The sequence below is a fragment of the Streptomyces sp. NPDC058697 genome (genome assembly GCF_042715345.1).
Classification (GTDB): Bacteria; Actinomycetota; Actinomycetes; order Streptomycetales; family Streptomycetaceae; genus Streptomyces; species Streptomyces liliifuscus.
Window position 1 is genome coordinate 1 of sequence record NZ_JBHXSU010000062.1, and the last position, 15,345, is coordinate 15,345.

General features: G+C 69.7%; 18 protein-coding genes. 9 read left to right on the plus strand and 9 right to left on the minus strand.

The annotated features are described in order from the left end of the window. Positions 1–80: 80 nt before the first annotated feature. From mqnE to ACFWXQ_RS48490, 5 genes are all read right to left on the minus strand, one after another. The gene (mqnE, locus tag ACFWXQ_RS48470; RefSeq protein WP_190230997.1) at positions 81–1,244 is read right to left on the minus strand and encodes an aminofutalosine synthase MqnE; all 1,164 of its coding nucleotides are present in this window, start codon (positions 1,242–1,244) and stop codon (positions 81–83) included. A gap of 54 nt (positions 1,245–1,298) precedes the next feature. Beyond that, positions 1,299–1,754 carry an Lrp/AsnC family transcriptional regulator gene (locus tag ACFWXQ_RS48475; protein WP_383952613.1) on the minus strand — a complete coding sequence of 152 codons (456 nt, stop codon included), beginning with the start codon at positions 1,752–1,754 and terminating at the stop codon, positions 1,299–1,301. 98 nt (positions 1,755–1,852) lie between these two features. After that, on the minus strand, positions 1,853–2,527 hold the full coding sequence (locus ACFWXQ_RS48480) for a UbiX family flavin prenyltransferase (protein WP_362087998.1): 675 nt from the start codon (positions 2,525–2,527) through the stop codon (positions 1,853–1,855). 87 nt (positions 2,528–2,614) lie between these two features. After that, complete coding sequence (gene mqnP / locus ACFWXQ_RS48485) at positions 2,615–3,517, minus strand: menaquinone biosynthesis prenyltransferase MqnP (protein WP_200397578.1); 903 nt, start codon at positions 3,515–3,517, stop codon at positions 2,615–2,617. Next, positions 3,514–4,974 carry a menaquinone biosynthesis decarboxylase gene (locus ACFWXQ_RS48490; RefSeq protein ID WP_383952616.1) on the minus strand — a complete coding sequence of 487 codons (1,461 nt, stop codon included), beginning with the start codon at positions 4,972–4,974 and terminating at the stop codon, positions 3,514–3,516. Before ACFWXQ_RS48490 ends, mqnP begins: the two co-directional genes overlap by 4 nt. 106 nt (positions 4,975–5,080) lie before the next feature. On the opposite strand from ACFWXQ_RS48490, the gene ACFWXQ_RS48495 reads away from it, so the two are divergent. The 3 genes from ACFWXQ_RS48495 (at position 5,081) to ACFWXQ_RS48505 (ending at position 7,307) form a co-directional block, all read left to right on the plus strand. Then, positions 5,081–5,512: a PLD nuclease N-terminal domain-containing protein gene (locus tag ACFWXQ_RS48495; RefSeq protein WP_383952618.1), complete on the plus strand. Its 432-nt coding sequence runs from the start codon at positions 5,081–5,083 to the stop codon at positions 5,510–5,512. Between the two features lie 329 nt (positions 5,513–5,841). After that, positions 5,842–6,441 carry a TetR/AcrR family transcriptional regulator gene (locus ACFWXQ_RS48500; RefSeq protein ID WP_383952620.1) on the plus strand — a complete coding sequence of 200 codons (600 nt, stop codon included), beginning with the start codon at positions 5,842–5,844 and terminating at the stop codon, positions 6,439–6,441. Then, entirely contained in the window at positions 6,438–7,307 is an 870-nt protein-coding gene (locus ACFWXQ_RS48505) for an SDR family NAD(P)-dependent oxidoreductase (protein ID WP_383952622.1), read from the plus strand. The genes ACFWXQ_RS48500 and ACFWXQ_RS48505 overlap by 4 nt, the downstream gene beginning before the upstream one ends. 57 nt (positions 7,308–7,364) lie before the next feature. Here the strand turns inward: ACFWXQ_RS48505 and ACFWXQ_RS48510 are convergent, their stop codons facing one another. From ACFWXQ_RS48510 to ACFWXQ_RS48520, 3 genes are all read right to left on the minus strand, one after another. Beyond that, positions 7,365–7,550: a hypothetical protein gene (locus ACFWXQ_RS48510; protein ID WP_383952624.1), complete on the minus strand. Its 186-nt coding sequence runs from the start codon at positions 7,548–7,550 to the stop codon at positions 7,365–7,367. Positions 7,551–7,690: 140 nt separating this feature from the next. Then, positions 7,691–7,810: a DUF397 domain-containing protein gene (locus ACFWXQ_RS48515; protein WP_383952641.1), complete on the minus strand. Its 120-nt coding sequence runs from the start codon at positions 7,808–7,810 to the stop codon at positions 7,691–7,693. After that, positions 7,767–8,711, minus strand: coding sequence for a Scr1 family TA system antitoxin-like transcriptional regulator (locus ACFWXQ_RS48520; protein ID WP_383952626.1), 945 nt, complete (start codon positions 8,709–8,711; stop codon positions 7,767–7,769). The genes ACFWXQ_RS48515 and ACFWXQ_RS48520 overlap by 44 nt, the downstream gene beginning before the upstream one ends. A gap of 118 nt (positions 8,712–8,829) precedes the next feature. Here ACFWXQ_RS48520 and ACFWXQ_RS48525 point away from each other — a divergent pair, with 118 nt between their 5' ends. Both ACFWXQ_RS48525 and ACFWXQ_RS48530 read left to right on the plus strand, forming a co-directional pair. Further along, a complete protein-coding gene (locus ACFWXQ_RS48525; protein WP_383952627.1) occupies positions 8,830–9,054 on the plus strand; it encodes a hypothetical protein in 225 nt (74 codons plus the stop codon). Positions 9,055–9,327: 273 nt separating this feature from the next. Continuing rightward, positions 9,328–10,440 carry a sensor histidine kinase gene (locus tag ACFWXQ_RS48530; RefSeq protein ID WP_383952629.1) on the plus strand — a complete coding sequence of 371 codons (1,113 nt, stop codon included), beginning with the start codon at positions 9,328–9,330 and terminating at the stop codon, positions 10,438–10,440. A gap of 45 nt (positions 10,441–10,485) precedes the next feature. Here the strand turns inward: ACFWXQ_RS48530 and ACFWXQ_RS48535 are convergent, their stop codons facing one another. After that, the gene (locus ACFWXQ_RS48535; protein WP_383952631.1) at positions 10,486–11,247 is read right to left on the minus strand and encodes a helix-turn-helix domain-containing protein; all 762 of its coding nucleotides are present in this window, start codon (positions 11,245–11,247) and stop codon (positions 10,486–10,488) included. Positions 11,248–11,474: 227 nt separating this feature from the next. Here ACFWXQ_RS48535 and ACFWXQ_RS48540 point away from each other — a divergent pair, with 227 nt between their 5' ends. The 4 genes from ACFWXQ_RS48540 to ACFWXQ_RS48555 all read left to right on the plus strand — a co-directional run bounded on the left by ACFWXQ_RS48540 (position 11,475) and on the right by ACFWXQ_RS48555 (position 15,208). Then, positions 11,475–12,149, plus strand: coding sequence for a DUF4097 family beta strand repeat-containing protein (locus ACFWXQ_RS48540; RefSeq protein ID WP_383952633.1), 675 nt, complete (start codon positions 11,475–11,477; stop codon positions 12,147–12,149). A gap of 74 nt (positions 12,150–12,223) precedes the next feature. Then, on the plus strand, positions 12,224–13,186 hold the full coding sequence (locus ACFWXQ_RS48545; protein WP_383952635.1) for an ATP-binding cassette domain-containing protein: 963 nt from the start codon (positions 12,224–12,226) through the stop codon (positions 13,184–13,186). Further along, a complete protein-coding gene (locus tag ACFWXQ_RS48550) occupies positions 13,183–13,977 on the plus strand; it encodes an ABC transporter permease (protein ID WP_383952637.1) in 795 nt (264 codons plus the stop codon). Before ACFWXQ_RS48545 ends, ACFWXQ_RS48550 begins: the two co-directional genes overlap by 4 nt. Before the next feature lie 238 nt (positions 13,978–14,215). Then, positions 14,216–15,208 (plus strand): aldo/keto reductase, encoded by a 993-nt coding sequence (locus ACFWXQ_RS48555; RefSeq protein ID WP_383952639.1) that lies wholly within the window; start codon positions 14,216–14,218, stop codon positions 15,206–15,208. The last annotated feature ends 137 nt before the right edge of the window (positions 15,209–15,345 follow it).

Below are 15,345 nucleotides of genomic sequence, written 5' to 3' on the forward strand. Positions count from 1 at the left end.
GTTCCCCGCGCCCCTAAGTACCTAGGGGCGCGGGGAACTGCGCGGCCAGCCCCCACCGGCCCGCAGCCGGGACATCCGCCTCAAACCCTCATCGGCTGAGGCGACTCACGACGCCCCGCGTCGGGACCGTCGTACTCGCGAATGATCTCGTACCGAGTGTTCCGCTCGACCGGCCGGAACCCGGCGTCACGGATCAGGTCGAGCAGATCCTCGCGGGTCAGCTTGTTCGGCGTGCCGTAGTTGTCGGCGTCGTGGGTGATCTTGTACTCGACGACCGAGCCGTCCATGTCGTCGGCGCCGTGCTGGAGGGCGAGCTGGGCGGTCTGGACGCCGTGCATGACCCAGAAGACCTTGACGTGCGGCACGTTGTCGAAGAGGAGACGGGAGACCGCGAAGGTCTTCAACGCCTCCGCACCCGTCGCCATCTGCGTACGCGCCTGGAGGCGGTTGCGGACCTTGCCGTCCTTCACGTCGACGAAGTCGTGCTGGTAGCGCAGCGGGATGAAGACCTGGAAGCCGCCGGTCTCGTCCTGCAGCTCACGGAGACGCAGGACGTGGTCCACCCGGTGGCGCGGCTCCTCGATGTGGCCGTACAGCATCGTGCACGGGGTCTTGAGACCCTTCTCGTGCGCGAGGCGGTGGATGCGCGACCAGTCCTCCCAGTGGGTGCGGTGGTCGACGATGTGCTGCCGGATCTCCCAGTCGAAGATCTCCGCGCCGCCACCGGTGAGGGACTCAAGGCCCGCGTCGATCAGCTCGTCCAGGATCTCGGACGCCGACAGACCGCTGATCGTCTCGAAGTGGTGGATCTCCGTCGCCGTGAAGGCCTTCAGCGAGACGTCCGGGAGGGCCTTCTTCAGTTCGCTGAGCGAGCGCGGGTAGTAGCGCCACGGCAGGTTCGGGTGCAGGCCGTTCACGATGTGCAGCTCGGTGAGATTCTCGCCCTCCATCGCCTTGGCGAGCCGGACGGCCTCCTCGATGCGCATCGTGTACGCGTCCTTCTCGCCCGGCTTGCGCTGGAACGAGCAGTAGGCGCACGACGCGGTGCACACGTTCGTCATGTTGAGGTGGCGGTTGACGTTGAAGTGGACGACGTCGCCGTTCTTCCGCATCCGCACCTCGTGGGCGAGCCCGCCCAGCCAGGCCAGGTCGTCCGACTCGTACAGCGCGATGCCGTCCTCGCGGGTCAGCCGCTCACCGGCCCGGACCTTGTCCTCCAGCTCGCGCTTGAGCCCGACATCCATGCTGCTTCTGCCTCTCGTAAAGTGACGAACCCTCTCAACCGTACGCCCCGCCGCCTACTCCTCTTCGGGCAGCTCACCCACCCGGTTCTCCCACTTCGTGGAGAGCACGATGGTCGTACGGGTCCTGGAGACGCCCTTCGTTCCCGACAGCCGCCGGATGGTCTTCTCCAGGCCGTCCACGTCGGGCGCCCGCACCTTGAGCATGTAGGAGTCGTCGCCGGCGATGAACCAGCAGTCCTCGATCTCGTTGAGGTCCTTGAGCCGGTGCGCCACGTCCTCGTGGTCGGTGGCGTCGGAGAGCGAGATGCCGATGAGGGCGGTGACGCCGAGGCCGAGCGAGGTCGAGTCGACCGTCGCGCGGTAGCCGGTGATGACACCGGCGGCCTCAAGGCGGTTGATGCGGTCGGTGACGCTGGGTCCCGACAGGCCGACGAGGCGTCCCAGCTCCGCGTAGGAGGCCCGGCCGTTCTCCCTGAGGGCCTGGATGAGCTGCCTGTCCACCGCGTCCATGCGATCGATAGCCTTCCGCTGAAGAGTTCCTGAAGTGGTGCCCTGAAGTGGTGCCCTGAAGTGCTGCCCTGAAGTGCTGAGCGGGTACTGCGCGTTGCTCAGGTGGTGCGTGAGCCGCCGCCGAGTTCGCCCTCCCAGCGGCGGTAGAGCGTGTGCCCGACGCCCGCCGCGTCCAGCACGCGTCCGGCGACGAAGTCCACCAGGTCCTGGATGTGGGTCGCCCCCGCGTAGAACGCCGGGGAGGCCGGCAGGACGGTCGCGCCCGCGTCGTCCAGTGTCACCAGGTGCCGCAGCGTCTGCCCGTTGAGCGGCGTCTCGCGGACGGCGACGACCAGCGTGCGCCGCTCCTTGAGGGTGACGCTCGCGGCGCGCTGCAACAGGTCCTTGGAGAGGCCGAGCGCGACCCCGGCGACACAGGCGGTGGAGGCGGGCACGATCAGCATGCCCTTCGAGGCGTACGAGCCCGAGGACGGCCCCGCCGCCAGGTCCCCCGCGCTCCAGTGCCGTACGTCGTCGACGTCCACCGCGAAGGTGCCGGGCTTGCCGTCGGCCCCCCGGCCGAGCCACTCCCGCAGGTCCTCCTGCCAGTGGCCGTCCCGGAAGCTGATCCCGGTCTCGTCGAGCAGCGTGAGCCGTGAGGCCCGCGAGACGACCAGGTCGACGCTCTCGCCGGCCGCGAGGAGGGCACGCAGCACGGCAGCCGCGTACGGAGTTCCGGACGCGCCGGAGACCCCCACGATCCAAGGCCGACGCTGAGTTTCTCCTGCGTTCACACCCTGAGCCTACCGGCGGGCCGCCCGGAGCTCAGGACCGGCCGCGCCTGCGGGCGGCCCACGGGCCGCACCCTGCCCACACGGTGCTCAGACGGTCAGGCCGCGCACCAGCAGATCGAGCAGCGCGCACGCGAAGAGGGCGATCCCGATGAAGCCGTTGACGCTGAAGAAGGCGCGGTTCACCCGGGAGAGGTCGTGCGGTCGGACGATCGAGTGCTCGTACAGGAACGCGCCCGCGACGATCACCAGGCCGACCCAGAAGAAGGTGCCCGCGTCGGTCGCCAGCGCGTACCAGACGAAGAGCGCCGTCGTGAGGGTGTGGCAGACGCGCGCGCCCCAGACGGCCGCCGGGATGCCGAAGCGGGCCGGTACCGACATGACGCCGATCTCGCGGTCCGTCTTCACGTCCTGGCAGGCGTAGATGAGGTCGAAGCCGCCGATCCAGATGCCGACCGCGAGGCCCAGGATCACCGCGTCCCAGGACCACTCACCGGTGATCGCCAGCCAGCCGCCGATCGGCCCCATCGCCTGCGCGAGACCGAGGATGGCCTGCGGGAAGTTCGTGAACCGCTTGCCGTACGGGTACACGACCATCGGGATGACCGCGATGGGCGCCAGCGCCAGGCAGAGCGGGTTGAGCAGGGCCGCCGCGCCGAGGAAGAACACCAGGGCGACCAGCGCGCCCGTCCACGCGTGCTTCACGCTCATCGCGCCGGTGACCAGCTCGCGATGGGCCGTACGGGGATTGCGGGCGTCGATCTCCCGGTCGATGATCCGGTTCGCGGCCATGGCGAACGTACGCAGGCCGACCATCGCGACGGTCACCAGCAGCAGCCGGCCCCAGTGGATGTTCCCGTCCAGCGTGAACATCGCCGTCAGCGCCGCGATGTACGCGAAGGGCAGCGCGAAGACGGAGTGCTCGATCATGACGAGGCGCAGGAACGCCTTGGTGCGCCCCGGCTGCGGGATCGCGGCTGATGCGCTGCTCACGAGAGTCCGTACTCCTTCCACCGGCGGTCGACCTTCGCCGCCGTCTCCGGGTCGGACAGCACCATGTCGGGCCAGCCGCCGTCCCGTGTGTACCCCTCCTCGGGCCACTTCTTCGTGGCGTCGATGCCCGCCTTGCCGCCCCAGAACTGCTGGTACGAGGAGTGGTCGAGGTGGTCGACCGGCCCCTCGACGACGGTGAGGTCGCGGGAGTAGTCCGTGTTCCCCAGCGCGCGCCAGGCGACCTCGTGCAGGTCGTGGACGTCGCAGTCGGAGTCCACGACCACGATCAGTTTGGTGAGGGACATCATGTGGGCGCCCCAGACGGCGTGCATCACCTTCTGGGCGTGCTTCGGGTACTTCTTGTCGATCGCGACGATCGCGCAGTTGTGGAAACCGCCCGCCTCGGGGAGGTGGTAGTCCACGATGTCCGGCACGATGATCTTGAGGAGGGGGAGGAAGAACCGCTCCGTCGCCCGGCCCAGCGGACCGTCCTCGGTCGGCGGCCGGCCGACCACGATCGACTGGAGCAGCGGGCGCCTGCGCATCGTCACGCAGTCGATGGTGAGGGCGGGGAAGGGCTCCTGCGGCGTATAGAACCCGGTGTGGTCGCCGAAGGGGCCTTCCGGGAGCATCTCGCCGGGCTCCAGCCACCCCTCCAGTACGACCTCGGCCTGCGCCGGCACCTGCAGCGGCACGGTCTTGCAGTCGACCATCTCGATCCGCTTGCCCTGGACGAACCCGGCGAAGAGGTACTCGTCGATGTCGCCGGGCAGGGGGGCCGTGGACGCGTACGTCACGGCCGGCGGGCAGCCGAAGGCGATCGCGACCGGCAGCCGCTCACCCTTCCGCGCGGCCACCTGGTAGTGGTTGCGGCTGTCCTTGTGGATCTGCCAGTGCATGCCGATGGTGCGCTTGTCGTGGCGCTGGAGGCGGTAGAGCCCGAGATTGCGGATGCCGCTCTCCGGGTCCTTGGTGTGGGTCAGGCCCAGGTTGAAGAAGGACCCGCCGTCCTTGGGCCAGGTGAAGAGGGCCGGCAGCAGGTCCAGGTCGACCTCGTCGCCCTGCAGCACGACCTCGTGCACCGGCGCGTTGTCGGACTTGATCTTCTTCGGCGGTACGTGGGTCATGGCGCCGAGCTTCCCGAAGGCCTCGCGCACCCCGATGAACCCCTGCGGCAGCTCCGGCCTGAGCAGTCCGCCGATCTTCTCGCTGATGTCCTCGTACGACTTCAGGCCGAGCGATTTGAGGAGCCTGCGGTCCGTCCCGAAGACGTTCATCGCCAGCGGCATCGCCGACCCGCGCACGTTCTCGAAGAGCAGGGCGGGGCCGCCCGCCTTCTGGACGCGGTCGACGATCTCCCCGACCTCCAGATACGGGTCCACCTCGGCCTTGATGCGCTTGAGGTCGCCCTCGCGCTCAAGCGCCCGGAGCAGGGAGCGAAGATCGTCGTAAGCCATGCGTTCCAGTATCGGCTACTCGCTACGCTGAACCTGTAACGGGGGCCGCTCACCCGGCCCCGATCTCGCACGCATCTCCACTCTCCACACGCAGGGGGACCGCCGAATGCTTCGGGTGCTGATGATTCTGGTGCCGTTGGGGCTCAGCATCTATGCGTTCATCGACTGCATCACCACCGACGAGAAGGACATCCGGTACATCCCGAAGCCCCTCTGGGCGATCCTGGTGCTGCTGTTCCCGCTCGTCGGCTCCATCTCCTGGCTGATCGTCGGCCACCAGCGCAAGCCGCGCGGTCTCTCGTCCGGCCGGGGCGGCTGGGTCGCGCCCGACGACAACCCGGAGTTCCTGAAGTCCTTGAAGGACGACAGCGGCAAGGACGACAGCAGCGAGGACGACGGCTCGACGGACGCCGTGACGGACGACGAGGCGCACCTCAAGAACTGGGAGGACGACCTCCGCCGGCGCGAGGAGGAGCTGAAGCGGCGGGAGGGCGGGTCCGGCGACGGCCCCGACGACTCCACCCCGCCGAAGCCCTGACGTGGGGTCCTGAGGGATTTTCGCCCCCGCCGCCCCTACCCATTCCCATCCCTTACTCAGGGGCTCCGCCCCCGAACCCCCGCTCCTCAAACGCCGGAGGGGCTGAAATAGACGCCGGAGGGGCTGAAATCTGCGATGGCCCACGTAGGCACGGCCTTAGTGGGCCGTGCCCGAAGCCGACACTCACTTGTCTAGGTAGACACATTGGGCTCAATGTGTAAAGCTTGAGGCCGAAGCCTGGTGAGGAGTGTGATGACGACGCAGACCTGGACCGGGAGCCGCATCTCGGACATGGCCGGCCGAACGCCGATCGCGACACGGGTGCCCGCGTGACGAGCCAGAGCGGGCGGGCGCTGTCGCGCAGTGAGGAGATCGCGGACGCCGCGATGCCGGTCTTCCTGCGCTTCGGCGTGCGCAAGACCTCCATGGACGACCTCGCCGAGGCGGCCGGGCTCTCCCGTCAGGGCCTGTACCTGCACTTCAAGAACAAGCGGCAGCTCTTCCACGCCAGCCTGCGGCGTGCGGTCGCCCAGACCCAGGCCGCCGTCGCCCAGGAACTGGCCAGAGCGGACCTGCCGGCGCACGAGCGGCTGATGGGCGCCTTCAACGCGTTGCATGGACCCGCCGCCACGGCGACCAGCGAGACGGTGAACGAACTCCTCGCCGCAGCAAGCACGTTGGGGGACTCCCTCGTGCACGACCTGGAGCGCTTCGTCGTCGAGGCGGTGGCCGACGTTCTCCGCGCCGAGGGGGCGCCGGAGCGCGCCCCAGGCGTCTCCGCCGAGGACCTCGCCTTCCAGTTGCTCGCCGTCGCGGCCGGCGTCAAGCAACTCACCGTCCCGCCCGGCGACCGAGCCCGGCACGTCCACATCGCGATCGCTCTCGTCCTCGGTCCGGCCGACCAACCCCCACGACGGGACACACCATGACGTCAACCGAAACCCAAAAGCTGGTCGTAGTCACCGGAGCCTCCACGGGCATGGGCGCGTCAGCCGCCCACGAACTGGCCCGGCGGGGATTCCACGTCCTGGCCGGCGTGCGACGCGACCGTGACGCCGATGCCATCCGATCGACCGGCATCGAGCCGGTCATCCTCGACATCACCGAGTCCGAGCACGTGGAGGCACTCGCCGCGCGGGTCGCCGACGACTCGCGCGCACTGCACGCACTCGTCAACAACGCCGGCATCCAGGTGAACGCCCCGGTCGAGGCCCTGCCGATGGCCGAGTGGCGGCGGGTCTTCGAAGTCAACCTGTTCGGCCACATCGCCGTCACCCAGGCGCTCCTGCCCGCACTGCTGCGCAGCAAGGGCCGCGTGATCAACATCAGCTCGATCGGCGGCAAGTACGCCATGGCCACATACGGCGCGTACGCCGGCGCGAAGTTCGCCCTGGAAGCGGTCAGCGACTCACTCCGCCGCGAGGTCGCACCGCTGGGCGTACAGGTCGTCGTGGTCGAGCCCGGCGGCGTCCGCACACAGATCGCCGACCGCGGGATCGCGACGGCCAACGACCTGGCGGCCAGGATGACACCCGAGCAGGACGAGCGCTACGGCAGCCTGGTCCGGGCGAACAACAAGTTGATGGCCTCGGGCACCGCATCGGGCCTCACCCCCGACGCCGCCGCCCGGGTCATCGCGAAGGCCGTGACAACCCGCAGGCCGCGCACCCGCTACACCGCCGGCCGGGATGCCGCCCTGATCATGCGCCTGGGCCCGATCCTGTCCGACCGCACACTCGACCGCATCCTCGCCGCCAACCTGCGCCGCCTCGCCCCAAAGGCAGCCACGGCATGACCCACCGCGTCGGCATGGGGTCTTTCGGGGGTTCGGGGGCGGAGCCCCTGAGTCCGGTCAACGCCCCGCCGCCAGGCGGTAGAACGCCTGCGTCGTACGCGGATGAGCCATCTCGTCCAGCAGATGCCGCCACTCGGGATCACCCGTGGCGGCCGGGTGCGCCTGGTCCCAGGCGGCCAGCAGCGGAGCAAGCTCACTCTCGGGCGCCGCGATGACGGTGGCGGGGGTGGCGGGGATGTTCATGGCGGTTTCCTTCCGGCCTGAGAGGCTGTGAACCTCCGGGAGCGTCTGGGTACAACCATCCCGCCGCCCGCTCCGCGCCACCATGAAGCGACCTCCCTAAGTGGAGGTGCAGCTAGCCCCACCAAAGGAGTTGGCGTCTACTACCGGACGCCCGCCACGAACTCCGCCCAGGCGCTTCGCTGGATGAGCAGGACGGGGCCGGTGGGGTTCTTACTGTCACGTACGGGGACGATGCCGGGGATGCCGGGGGCGATTTCGATGCAGTCGCCGCCGTTGTTGTCGCTGTAGCTGCTCTTGATCCAGGTCGCCGCGCTCAGCTCGTGCCTGTCCATGATGCTCGTAGCCCTCCATCACGTCGCTGATCAGAGCGGCGGATTCGTGGGCCGACGGGATGTCCGCCCTGAGCACATCATAGGTCTGGCTGTAGCGCGCGAAGAGGGCCGGATCGTCGTTGAAATGCCCACGGTCCAGCGACTCCGAGTACACCCACTCGTGCCCGTCGGGCAGCTTGATCAACGACATCGAGCCCCTGGGGCGGATGAGCCCGAAGAGGCCCGCCGGGGCCACCTGGATACGGATGTTGGGGCGCTGTCCGACGCTCAGCAGATGCGCGCACTGGTCACGCATGACCTCCGGACTCCCCACCGCGTTGCGCAGACAGCTCTCGTCCAGGACGGCGACGTACAGCGGACCGCCGTCGGCCAGGAAGCGCGGCTGGCGGCTCAGCCGCGCCCGGACACGCTCCTCCACCTCATCGCCGCTCGCGATCTGGGAGAACAGCGCGTGCGCGTAGTCCGGCGCCTGCAACAGGCCCGGGATGACCCGCTCTTGATACGCCCGCAGCGCCACCGCCTGCGCATCCATCTCGGCCCTGCGCTCGAACCAGTCCGGATGCTGCACCTCCGGATACCAGTCGATCCGGCCCCACAACCGCACCAACACCCCACCCGTGCCCAGCAGTTCGTCGCACGACTTGGCGAACGTGTCCTGCGGGACGCGTGTCCCCGCCTCCACGCGGGCCACGTGCGAGCGGTCGCACGGGATCTGGCGGGCCAGGCCCTCCTGGGTGAGGTCGGCGGTCTCGCGGAAGTGTTTCAGGACCTCCCCGAACACGGCGGCGGTGGTGACCGCCGAACCGCCCTCGGCGTTGCGTCGACTCACGGCGTCCGTTCCCCCTCCGTGACAGTGCGCCAGTGGCACGCGTCATGCGTTGAAACGGGCTGTTCCGTTCAGCAACGCTGGATGCACCCAGAGTAATGAGCCAACGTACGGAGCGTAAGTGGAAGCAGAAACAGCGCCGGAACGCGGAGCCCTCGTCTACGACCCGGGGACGCAACGGGTGGGCGAGTACCGGGACACGACAGGCCCGTACGCGATGCTGCGCCCGGTGGGCGGGGGCCGGGAGTGGCAGGCCGACCCGGAGCGGATCCGCCCGGCCACCGCCGACGAGCGACTGGCCGCGGCCCTCAAGGCCGCCAACAGGCGTTCGGAGAGGGCACTGTGACGACCCATCAGGACCGTGGCCGGGCCGAGGACCTGAGCCGTCCGCCGGTGCCCGTCCCCGGCTGCCCGGCGTGCACCGAGCTCGCGATACGCCGTGACGACGCCCGCGCCCGCCGCAACCGCAGCGCGGAGACCGACGCCGATGTACTGCTGAGACGGCATCTACGTGCGGACGGGGTGGAAGACGTACACCGTCAGGGACTTCATGCCGACCGCGGGGAAGCAGGACGTTGAGTTGAGGGGGAAAGTGACGGTCAGGGACAACCGGCCGTTCATGACCGGGCGTCCGCGTGCTGCGTGGACGGCCCGGCTCACGGACGCACTGCTCGTCACCCTCGCGGCGCTGGACGTGTGGTGGCAGCTCGACCGGGACACCCCGGTCGAGGTGGCCCTCTCGGTCGCCGCCTGCGCGGCTCTCGCGGTGCGGCGGCGCTTCCCGCTGCCCGTCTTCCTGCTGTCGCTGCCCGCCGCGCTGTTCTCGTCGGTCGTGGTGGCGCCCCTGGCGGCCCTCTACACACTGGCCGAACGCAGCCGGGACCGCCGCCTGTTGACCGTCTGTGCCATCGCGTCGGCGGCGGCCTCCGCCATGCCGTGGCCGCTGTCGGAGTACGCGTCGGACGACCGCACCTGGACCTTCGTCAACTTCGTCTACCTGCTGGCCACCGCCGCCGCCCCGGTCTTCCTGGGCCAGCTGGTCCAGGCCCGGCGCGACGCCGCGGTCCGGCTGGTCGAGATCGAGGAGGCACGCGAGCACGAGCGGCTGCTGCACGCCCAGAACGTACTGGCCCGCGAACGGGCCCAGCTGGCCCGGGAGATGCACGACGTCGTCTCCCACCAGGTGAGCCTCATCGCCGTACGGGCCGGGGCGCTGCAGATCGGCGCGCCGGACCCCGGCACGCGTGAGGCCGCGCAGGCGATCCGCGAGCTCAGCGTCACGACCCTCGACGAACTGCGGCACATGGTCACGCTGTTGCGGGCCTCGGGCGGCCGTACGACCGAGCTGACCCCGCAGCCGACGCTCGCGGACCTGCGGCAGCTGATCGACACGAGCGGTATCGAGGTGACCCTGGAGGGCGAACTGCCGCCCGGCATCGGGGCCCCGGTCCAGCGCGCGGTCTACCGGACCGTGCAGGAGGCCCTCACGAACGTACGCAAACACGCACCCGGCGCGACGGCGACCGTACAGCTGTGGCACCGGGCCGAGGAGCTGGGCGTGACCGTCACGAACACTCCGCCGACCCGCCCCACCCTCGAACTGCCCGGCTCACAACAGGGGTTGATCGGCCTGGGCGAACGGGCCGAGAACCTCGACGGCTCCTTCGAGGCGGGCCCGACGGCGGACGGCGGCTACCGGGCCAGGCTTCGACTGCCGGCGACGACCGACTGACCACCGCGCCGGACCACCGCGCCGGGCCGCCGTCACTCGCTCCCGTCACTCGCCGCCCTCGTCCGGGTGTGGCTCGCCGGTGTCTCGCGGGGCCGGTTCGGGTTTCGTGTGGAGGACTTCGCGGGCCTGGTCCGCGGCGCGGATGAGGCTCTCGCTCACGAAGTCGAGGAAGCGGGCGATGTTTTCGAGGCGGGCGGCAGCCGGGCTGTCGGGGCCGAGGACGCCGACACCCTGCCGTGCGGTCTCGGCGAGCTGGACGGTGCCGCGGGCGCTGGCCACCATCGACTGGTACCAGACGTCGTCGTCGACCACGTAGCGCTCGCGGCGGTTTTCGTCGCGCTCCCGGCGGACGAGGTTCTGGCTCTCCAGGAACGCGATCGCCTTGGAGATGGACGCCGGGCTGACCTGGAGGCGCTGGACGAGTTCGGACGCGGTGAGGCTGCCCGAGTCGCTGGTGAAGAGGCAGGCCAGCACCCGGGACATCATCTTGGGCAGGCCCTGCTGCATGAAGACGGTGGTGAACGTCTCCTCGTACTCGCGCACTGCTTCGGCGTCGCGCCCATAGGCCTGCGGGGGTGCCTCCGACCCCCGGGGCTCGGCCGGCCTGCGCCGGTGGGCGCGGCGCTCGGTGGCCCGGTGGGCCAGGTCGGCGCGGTAGCCGGTGGGGCCGCCGTTGCGCATCACCTCGCGCGTGATCGTCGAGGTCGGACGGTCGAGACGCCTGGCGATCTCCGCGTAGGCGAGCCCGTCGGCCAGCCCCAGTGAGATCTGCTGGCGTTCCTGCTGGGTGAGTCTGCCTCCCGGCATCGCGGTCCCCTTTCACGCTTCCTTGAACGCCTCCAACATAGCGTTCACCCACAGCCCAATGCAACGAGCGATACTACCGACGTTGCATTAAATCTCAGACCGTTGCAACGATAATTGCACTCTTACCTGCACTGATGTCATTCAAGTGCAACAACCTCATTGCCAGATCCATGAACGCAACGTAGCGTTTCGGTTGTCAGAAACAAGCAGCGCAAGAGGAGAACACCATGCAGAACTTCGACACCCCCGCCGCGATCTCCGCCGTTCTCGACATCCCCGCGGGACGCATCCAGCTCATCGCCGCCGACCGGACCGACACCACGGTCAAGGTCCTGCCGGCGGACGCCTCGAACAGCCGCGACGTGAAGGCCGCGGAGCAGACCGGGGTCACGTACGGCGACGACGGTGTCCTGCGGATCGAGGCCTCACCGGCGAAGAACCGGGTCCTCGGCCACTCCGGCTCCGTCGAGGTGACCGTCCAGCTGCCCGTCGGCTCCCGTGTCGAGGCGAAGACGGCCGCCGGCGAGTTCCGGGGCGTCGGACAGCTCGGTGACGTCACCTTCGAGGGCGCGCAGGGCTCGGTCAAGCTCGACGAGACCGCGAGCGCCCGCCTCACCCTCCTCTCCGGTGACATCGCGGTCGGCCGCCTGGGCGGCGACGCGGAGATCAGCACCCAGAAGGGCGGCATCCACATCGCCGAGGCCGTGCGCGGCACGGTCGAGCTGCGCACCGAGGCCGGCGGCATCTCGGTCGGCGCCGCACGCGGAGTCTCCGCCTCCCTGGACGCCGGCACCACCTTCGGGCGGATCAACAACGCGCTCAAGAACACCGAAGGCGCCGACGCCGGCCTGAACATCCGCGCGACCACCGCCTACGGCGACATCACCGCCCGCAGCCTCTGAACGACCACACCGTCCGCAACTTCTGGACGACTCACCGTCCGCAGTCTCTGGCAGTCTCTGAAGGAGCACTCGACATGACCGACTTGGCCATCGCGGCGAACGGGCTGCGCAAGTCCTACGGCGACAAGACCGTGCTCGACGGCGTCGACGTGACCGTCCCCGAAGGAACGGTCTTCGCCCTGCTCGGCCCGAACGGCGCCGGCAAGACCACCGCCGTGAAGATCCTCTCCACCCTCATCTCCGCCGACCCGGGCACCGGCGACATCCGTATCGGCGGCCACGACCTGGCCGCCGACCCCCAGGCGGTGCGGGCGGCGATCGGTGTCACCGGTCAGTTCTCCGCGGTCGACGGCCTGATCACCGGCGAGGAGAACATGCTCCTCATGGCGGACCTGCACCACCTCTCCCGCAGCGAGGGCCGCCGGGTCACGGCCGAACTCCTGGAACGCTTCGACCTGGTGGAGGCAGCGAAGAAGCCCGCCTCCACCTACTCCGGCGGCATGAAACGCCGCCTGGACATCGCCATGACCCTGGTCGGCAACCCACGCATCATCTTCCTCGACGAACCCACCACCGGCCTGGACCCGCGCTCCCGCCACAACATGTGGCAGATCATCCGCGAACTCGTCACCGGCGGAGTGACGGTCTTCCTCACCACCCAGTACCTGGAAGAGGCCGACGAACTCGCCGACCGCATCGCGGTCCTGAACGACGGCAGGATCGCCGCCGAGGGCACCGCCGAGGAGCTCAAGCGCCTGATCCCCGGCGGACACGTACGCCTGCGCTTCGACGACCCGGCCGCGTACCAGACGGCCGCCGTCGCCCTGCGCGAGTCCACCCGCGACGACGAGGCACTCGCGCTCCAGATCCCCAGCGACGGGAGTCAGCGCGAACTGCGCTCCGTCCTCGACTGGCTCGACGCGGCCGGCATCGAGGCCGACGAACTCACCGTGCACACCCCCGACCTCGACGACGTGTTCTTCGCCCTGACCGGTCCGGCCAACATCCCCAACCAGCCCAAGGAGAACGTCCGATGAGCTCCCTCTCCCTCGCCGTACGCGACTCGTCCACGATGCTGCGCCGCAACCTCCTGCACGCCCGGCGCTACCCGTCCCTCACCCTGAACCTGCTGCTCACCCCGATCATGCTGCTGCTGCTCTTCGTCTACGTCTTCGGCGACACGATGAGCGCGGGCATAGGAGGCGGCGGCGGTCCGGACCGGTCCGCGTACATCGCGTATCTCGTCCCGGGCCTGCTGCTGATGACCATCGGCAGCACGACCATCGGCACCGCGGTGTCCGTCTCCAACGACATGTCCGAGGGCATCATCGCCCGCTTCCGCACGATGGCGATCCACCGTCCTTCGGTGCTCATCGGGCACGTGGTCGGCAGCGTGCTGCAGTCGGTCATCAGCGTGGTCCTCGTGGGAGCCGTCGCCGTGGCCATCGGCTTCCGGTCCACGGACGCGACCGCCATGGAGTGGCTGGCGGCGTTCGGGCTGCTCGTGCTCTTCGCCCTGGCGCTCACCTGGATCGCGGTCGGCATGGGCCTGATCAGCCCGAACGCAGAAGCCGCCAGCAACAACGCGATGCCGCTCATCTTCCTGCCCCTGATCTCCAGCGCCTTCGTCCCGGTCGACTCCATGCCGGGCTGGTTCCAGCCGATCGCCGAGTACCAGCCGTTCACGCCGGCCATCGAGACCCTGCGAGGGCTGCTGCTCGGCACCGAGATCGGCCACAACGGCTGGCTCGCCGTCGCCTGGTGCCTGGGTCTCGCGGTGCTCGGCTACTTCTGGTCGACCGCGAAGTTCAACAGCGACCCGAAGTAACCGCCGTGACAGCGCGGGCCACCTCCCGCAACTCGTCCCGCCCCAGGGCGGCGCACCCGACACCACGTCGGCGTACGCCGCCCTGTCGGCGGTCCTGGCCCGCTATCAGCAGGCGATGCTCGACAGTTCCGCGGACGACATGGCCGACCTCTACGCGGTGGTCGCCGCCCTGTCCCAGTAAGTGTGCTGCGGTAGGTGTGTCGCGTTAGACGGGTCGTGTCGTGGGGAGAGGTTGGTGATGAGAGCCGACGACCTCGTACCACTGGGCCGCACCGGACTTCTGGTCAGCCGACTCGGGCTGGGACTCGCCTCCCTGGGCGGCCTGTTCGAGCCGGTGCCCGAGGAGCAGGCCGCCGCCACCGTCGATGCCGCCTGGGAGTTGGGCGTACGACTCTTCGACACGGCTCCCGTGTACGGGTACGGGCGCTCGGAGTCCCGTACGGGCGCGGCCCTCGCGGCGCGGCCCCGGGACGAGTACGTGCTGTGCACCAAGGTGGGACGGCTGATCGAGCCGGGCGGCCCGGACACGCAACCGATCTGGGCGGATCCGCCGGCCGGGGTGGGGCCGCGGTTCGACTACTCGTACGCCGGGGTGCTGCGGTCGGTCGAGGAGAGCCTGGGGCGGCTGGGTCTCGACCGGATCGACGTCCTCCATGTCCACGATCCCGACGAGGACTTCGGGGCCGCGGTGGGCGAGGCGTATCGCGCGCTGGCCGACTTGCGGGCCGAGGGCGTGATCGGCGCGGTCTCCCTCGGCGTCAACCACGCGCCCGTGGCGGCGCGCTTCCTGCGGGAGGCGGCCGCGCCCGGGCCCGACTGCGTGCTGCTGGCGGGGCGTTACAACCTTCTCGACCAGTCGGGGCTCGACGAGTTGCTGCCGCTGTGTGTCGAGCGGGGGGTGGCTGTCATGGCCGCGGGGGTCTATCAGTCGGGGTTGCTGGCCAATCCCCGGCCGGGTGCTCCGCACGGATACGCGTCGGTTCCGGCCGCCCTTGCCTCGCGGATCGGGGCGTTGAGGCGGATCTGCACGGCCTTCGATGTCCCGCCCCTCGCGGCGGCCGTCCAGTTCCCGCTCGCCCATCCGGCGATCACGAACGTGGTCGTGGGCGCCCGCTCGCCCGCGGAGGTGGCGGGCACCGTGTCCCTCTTCAACCACCCTGTTCCGGGGGACTTCTGGAGGGCGGTGAAGGCGGCGGGGTTGCTGCCTGCGGGGGCGCCGACGCCGACGTAGGGGGAGGACGTTTCTCGCCCCCGCCGCCCCTACCCATTCCCGTCACTACTCGGGGGCCAGCCCCCGAACCCCCGCTCCTCAAACGCCGGAGAGGCTGAATACTGCGCAGTTCCCCGCGCCCCTAGGTCCTTAGGGGC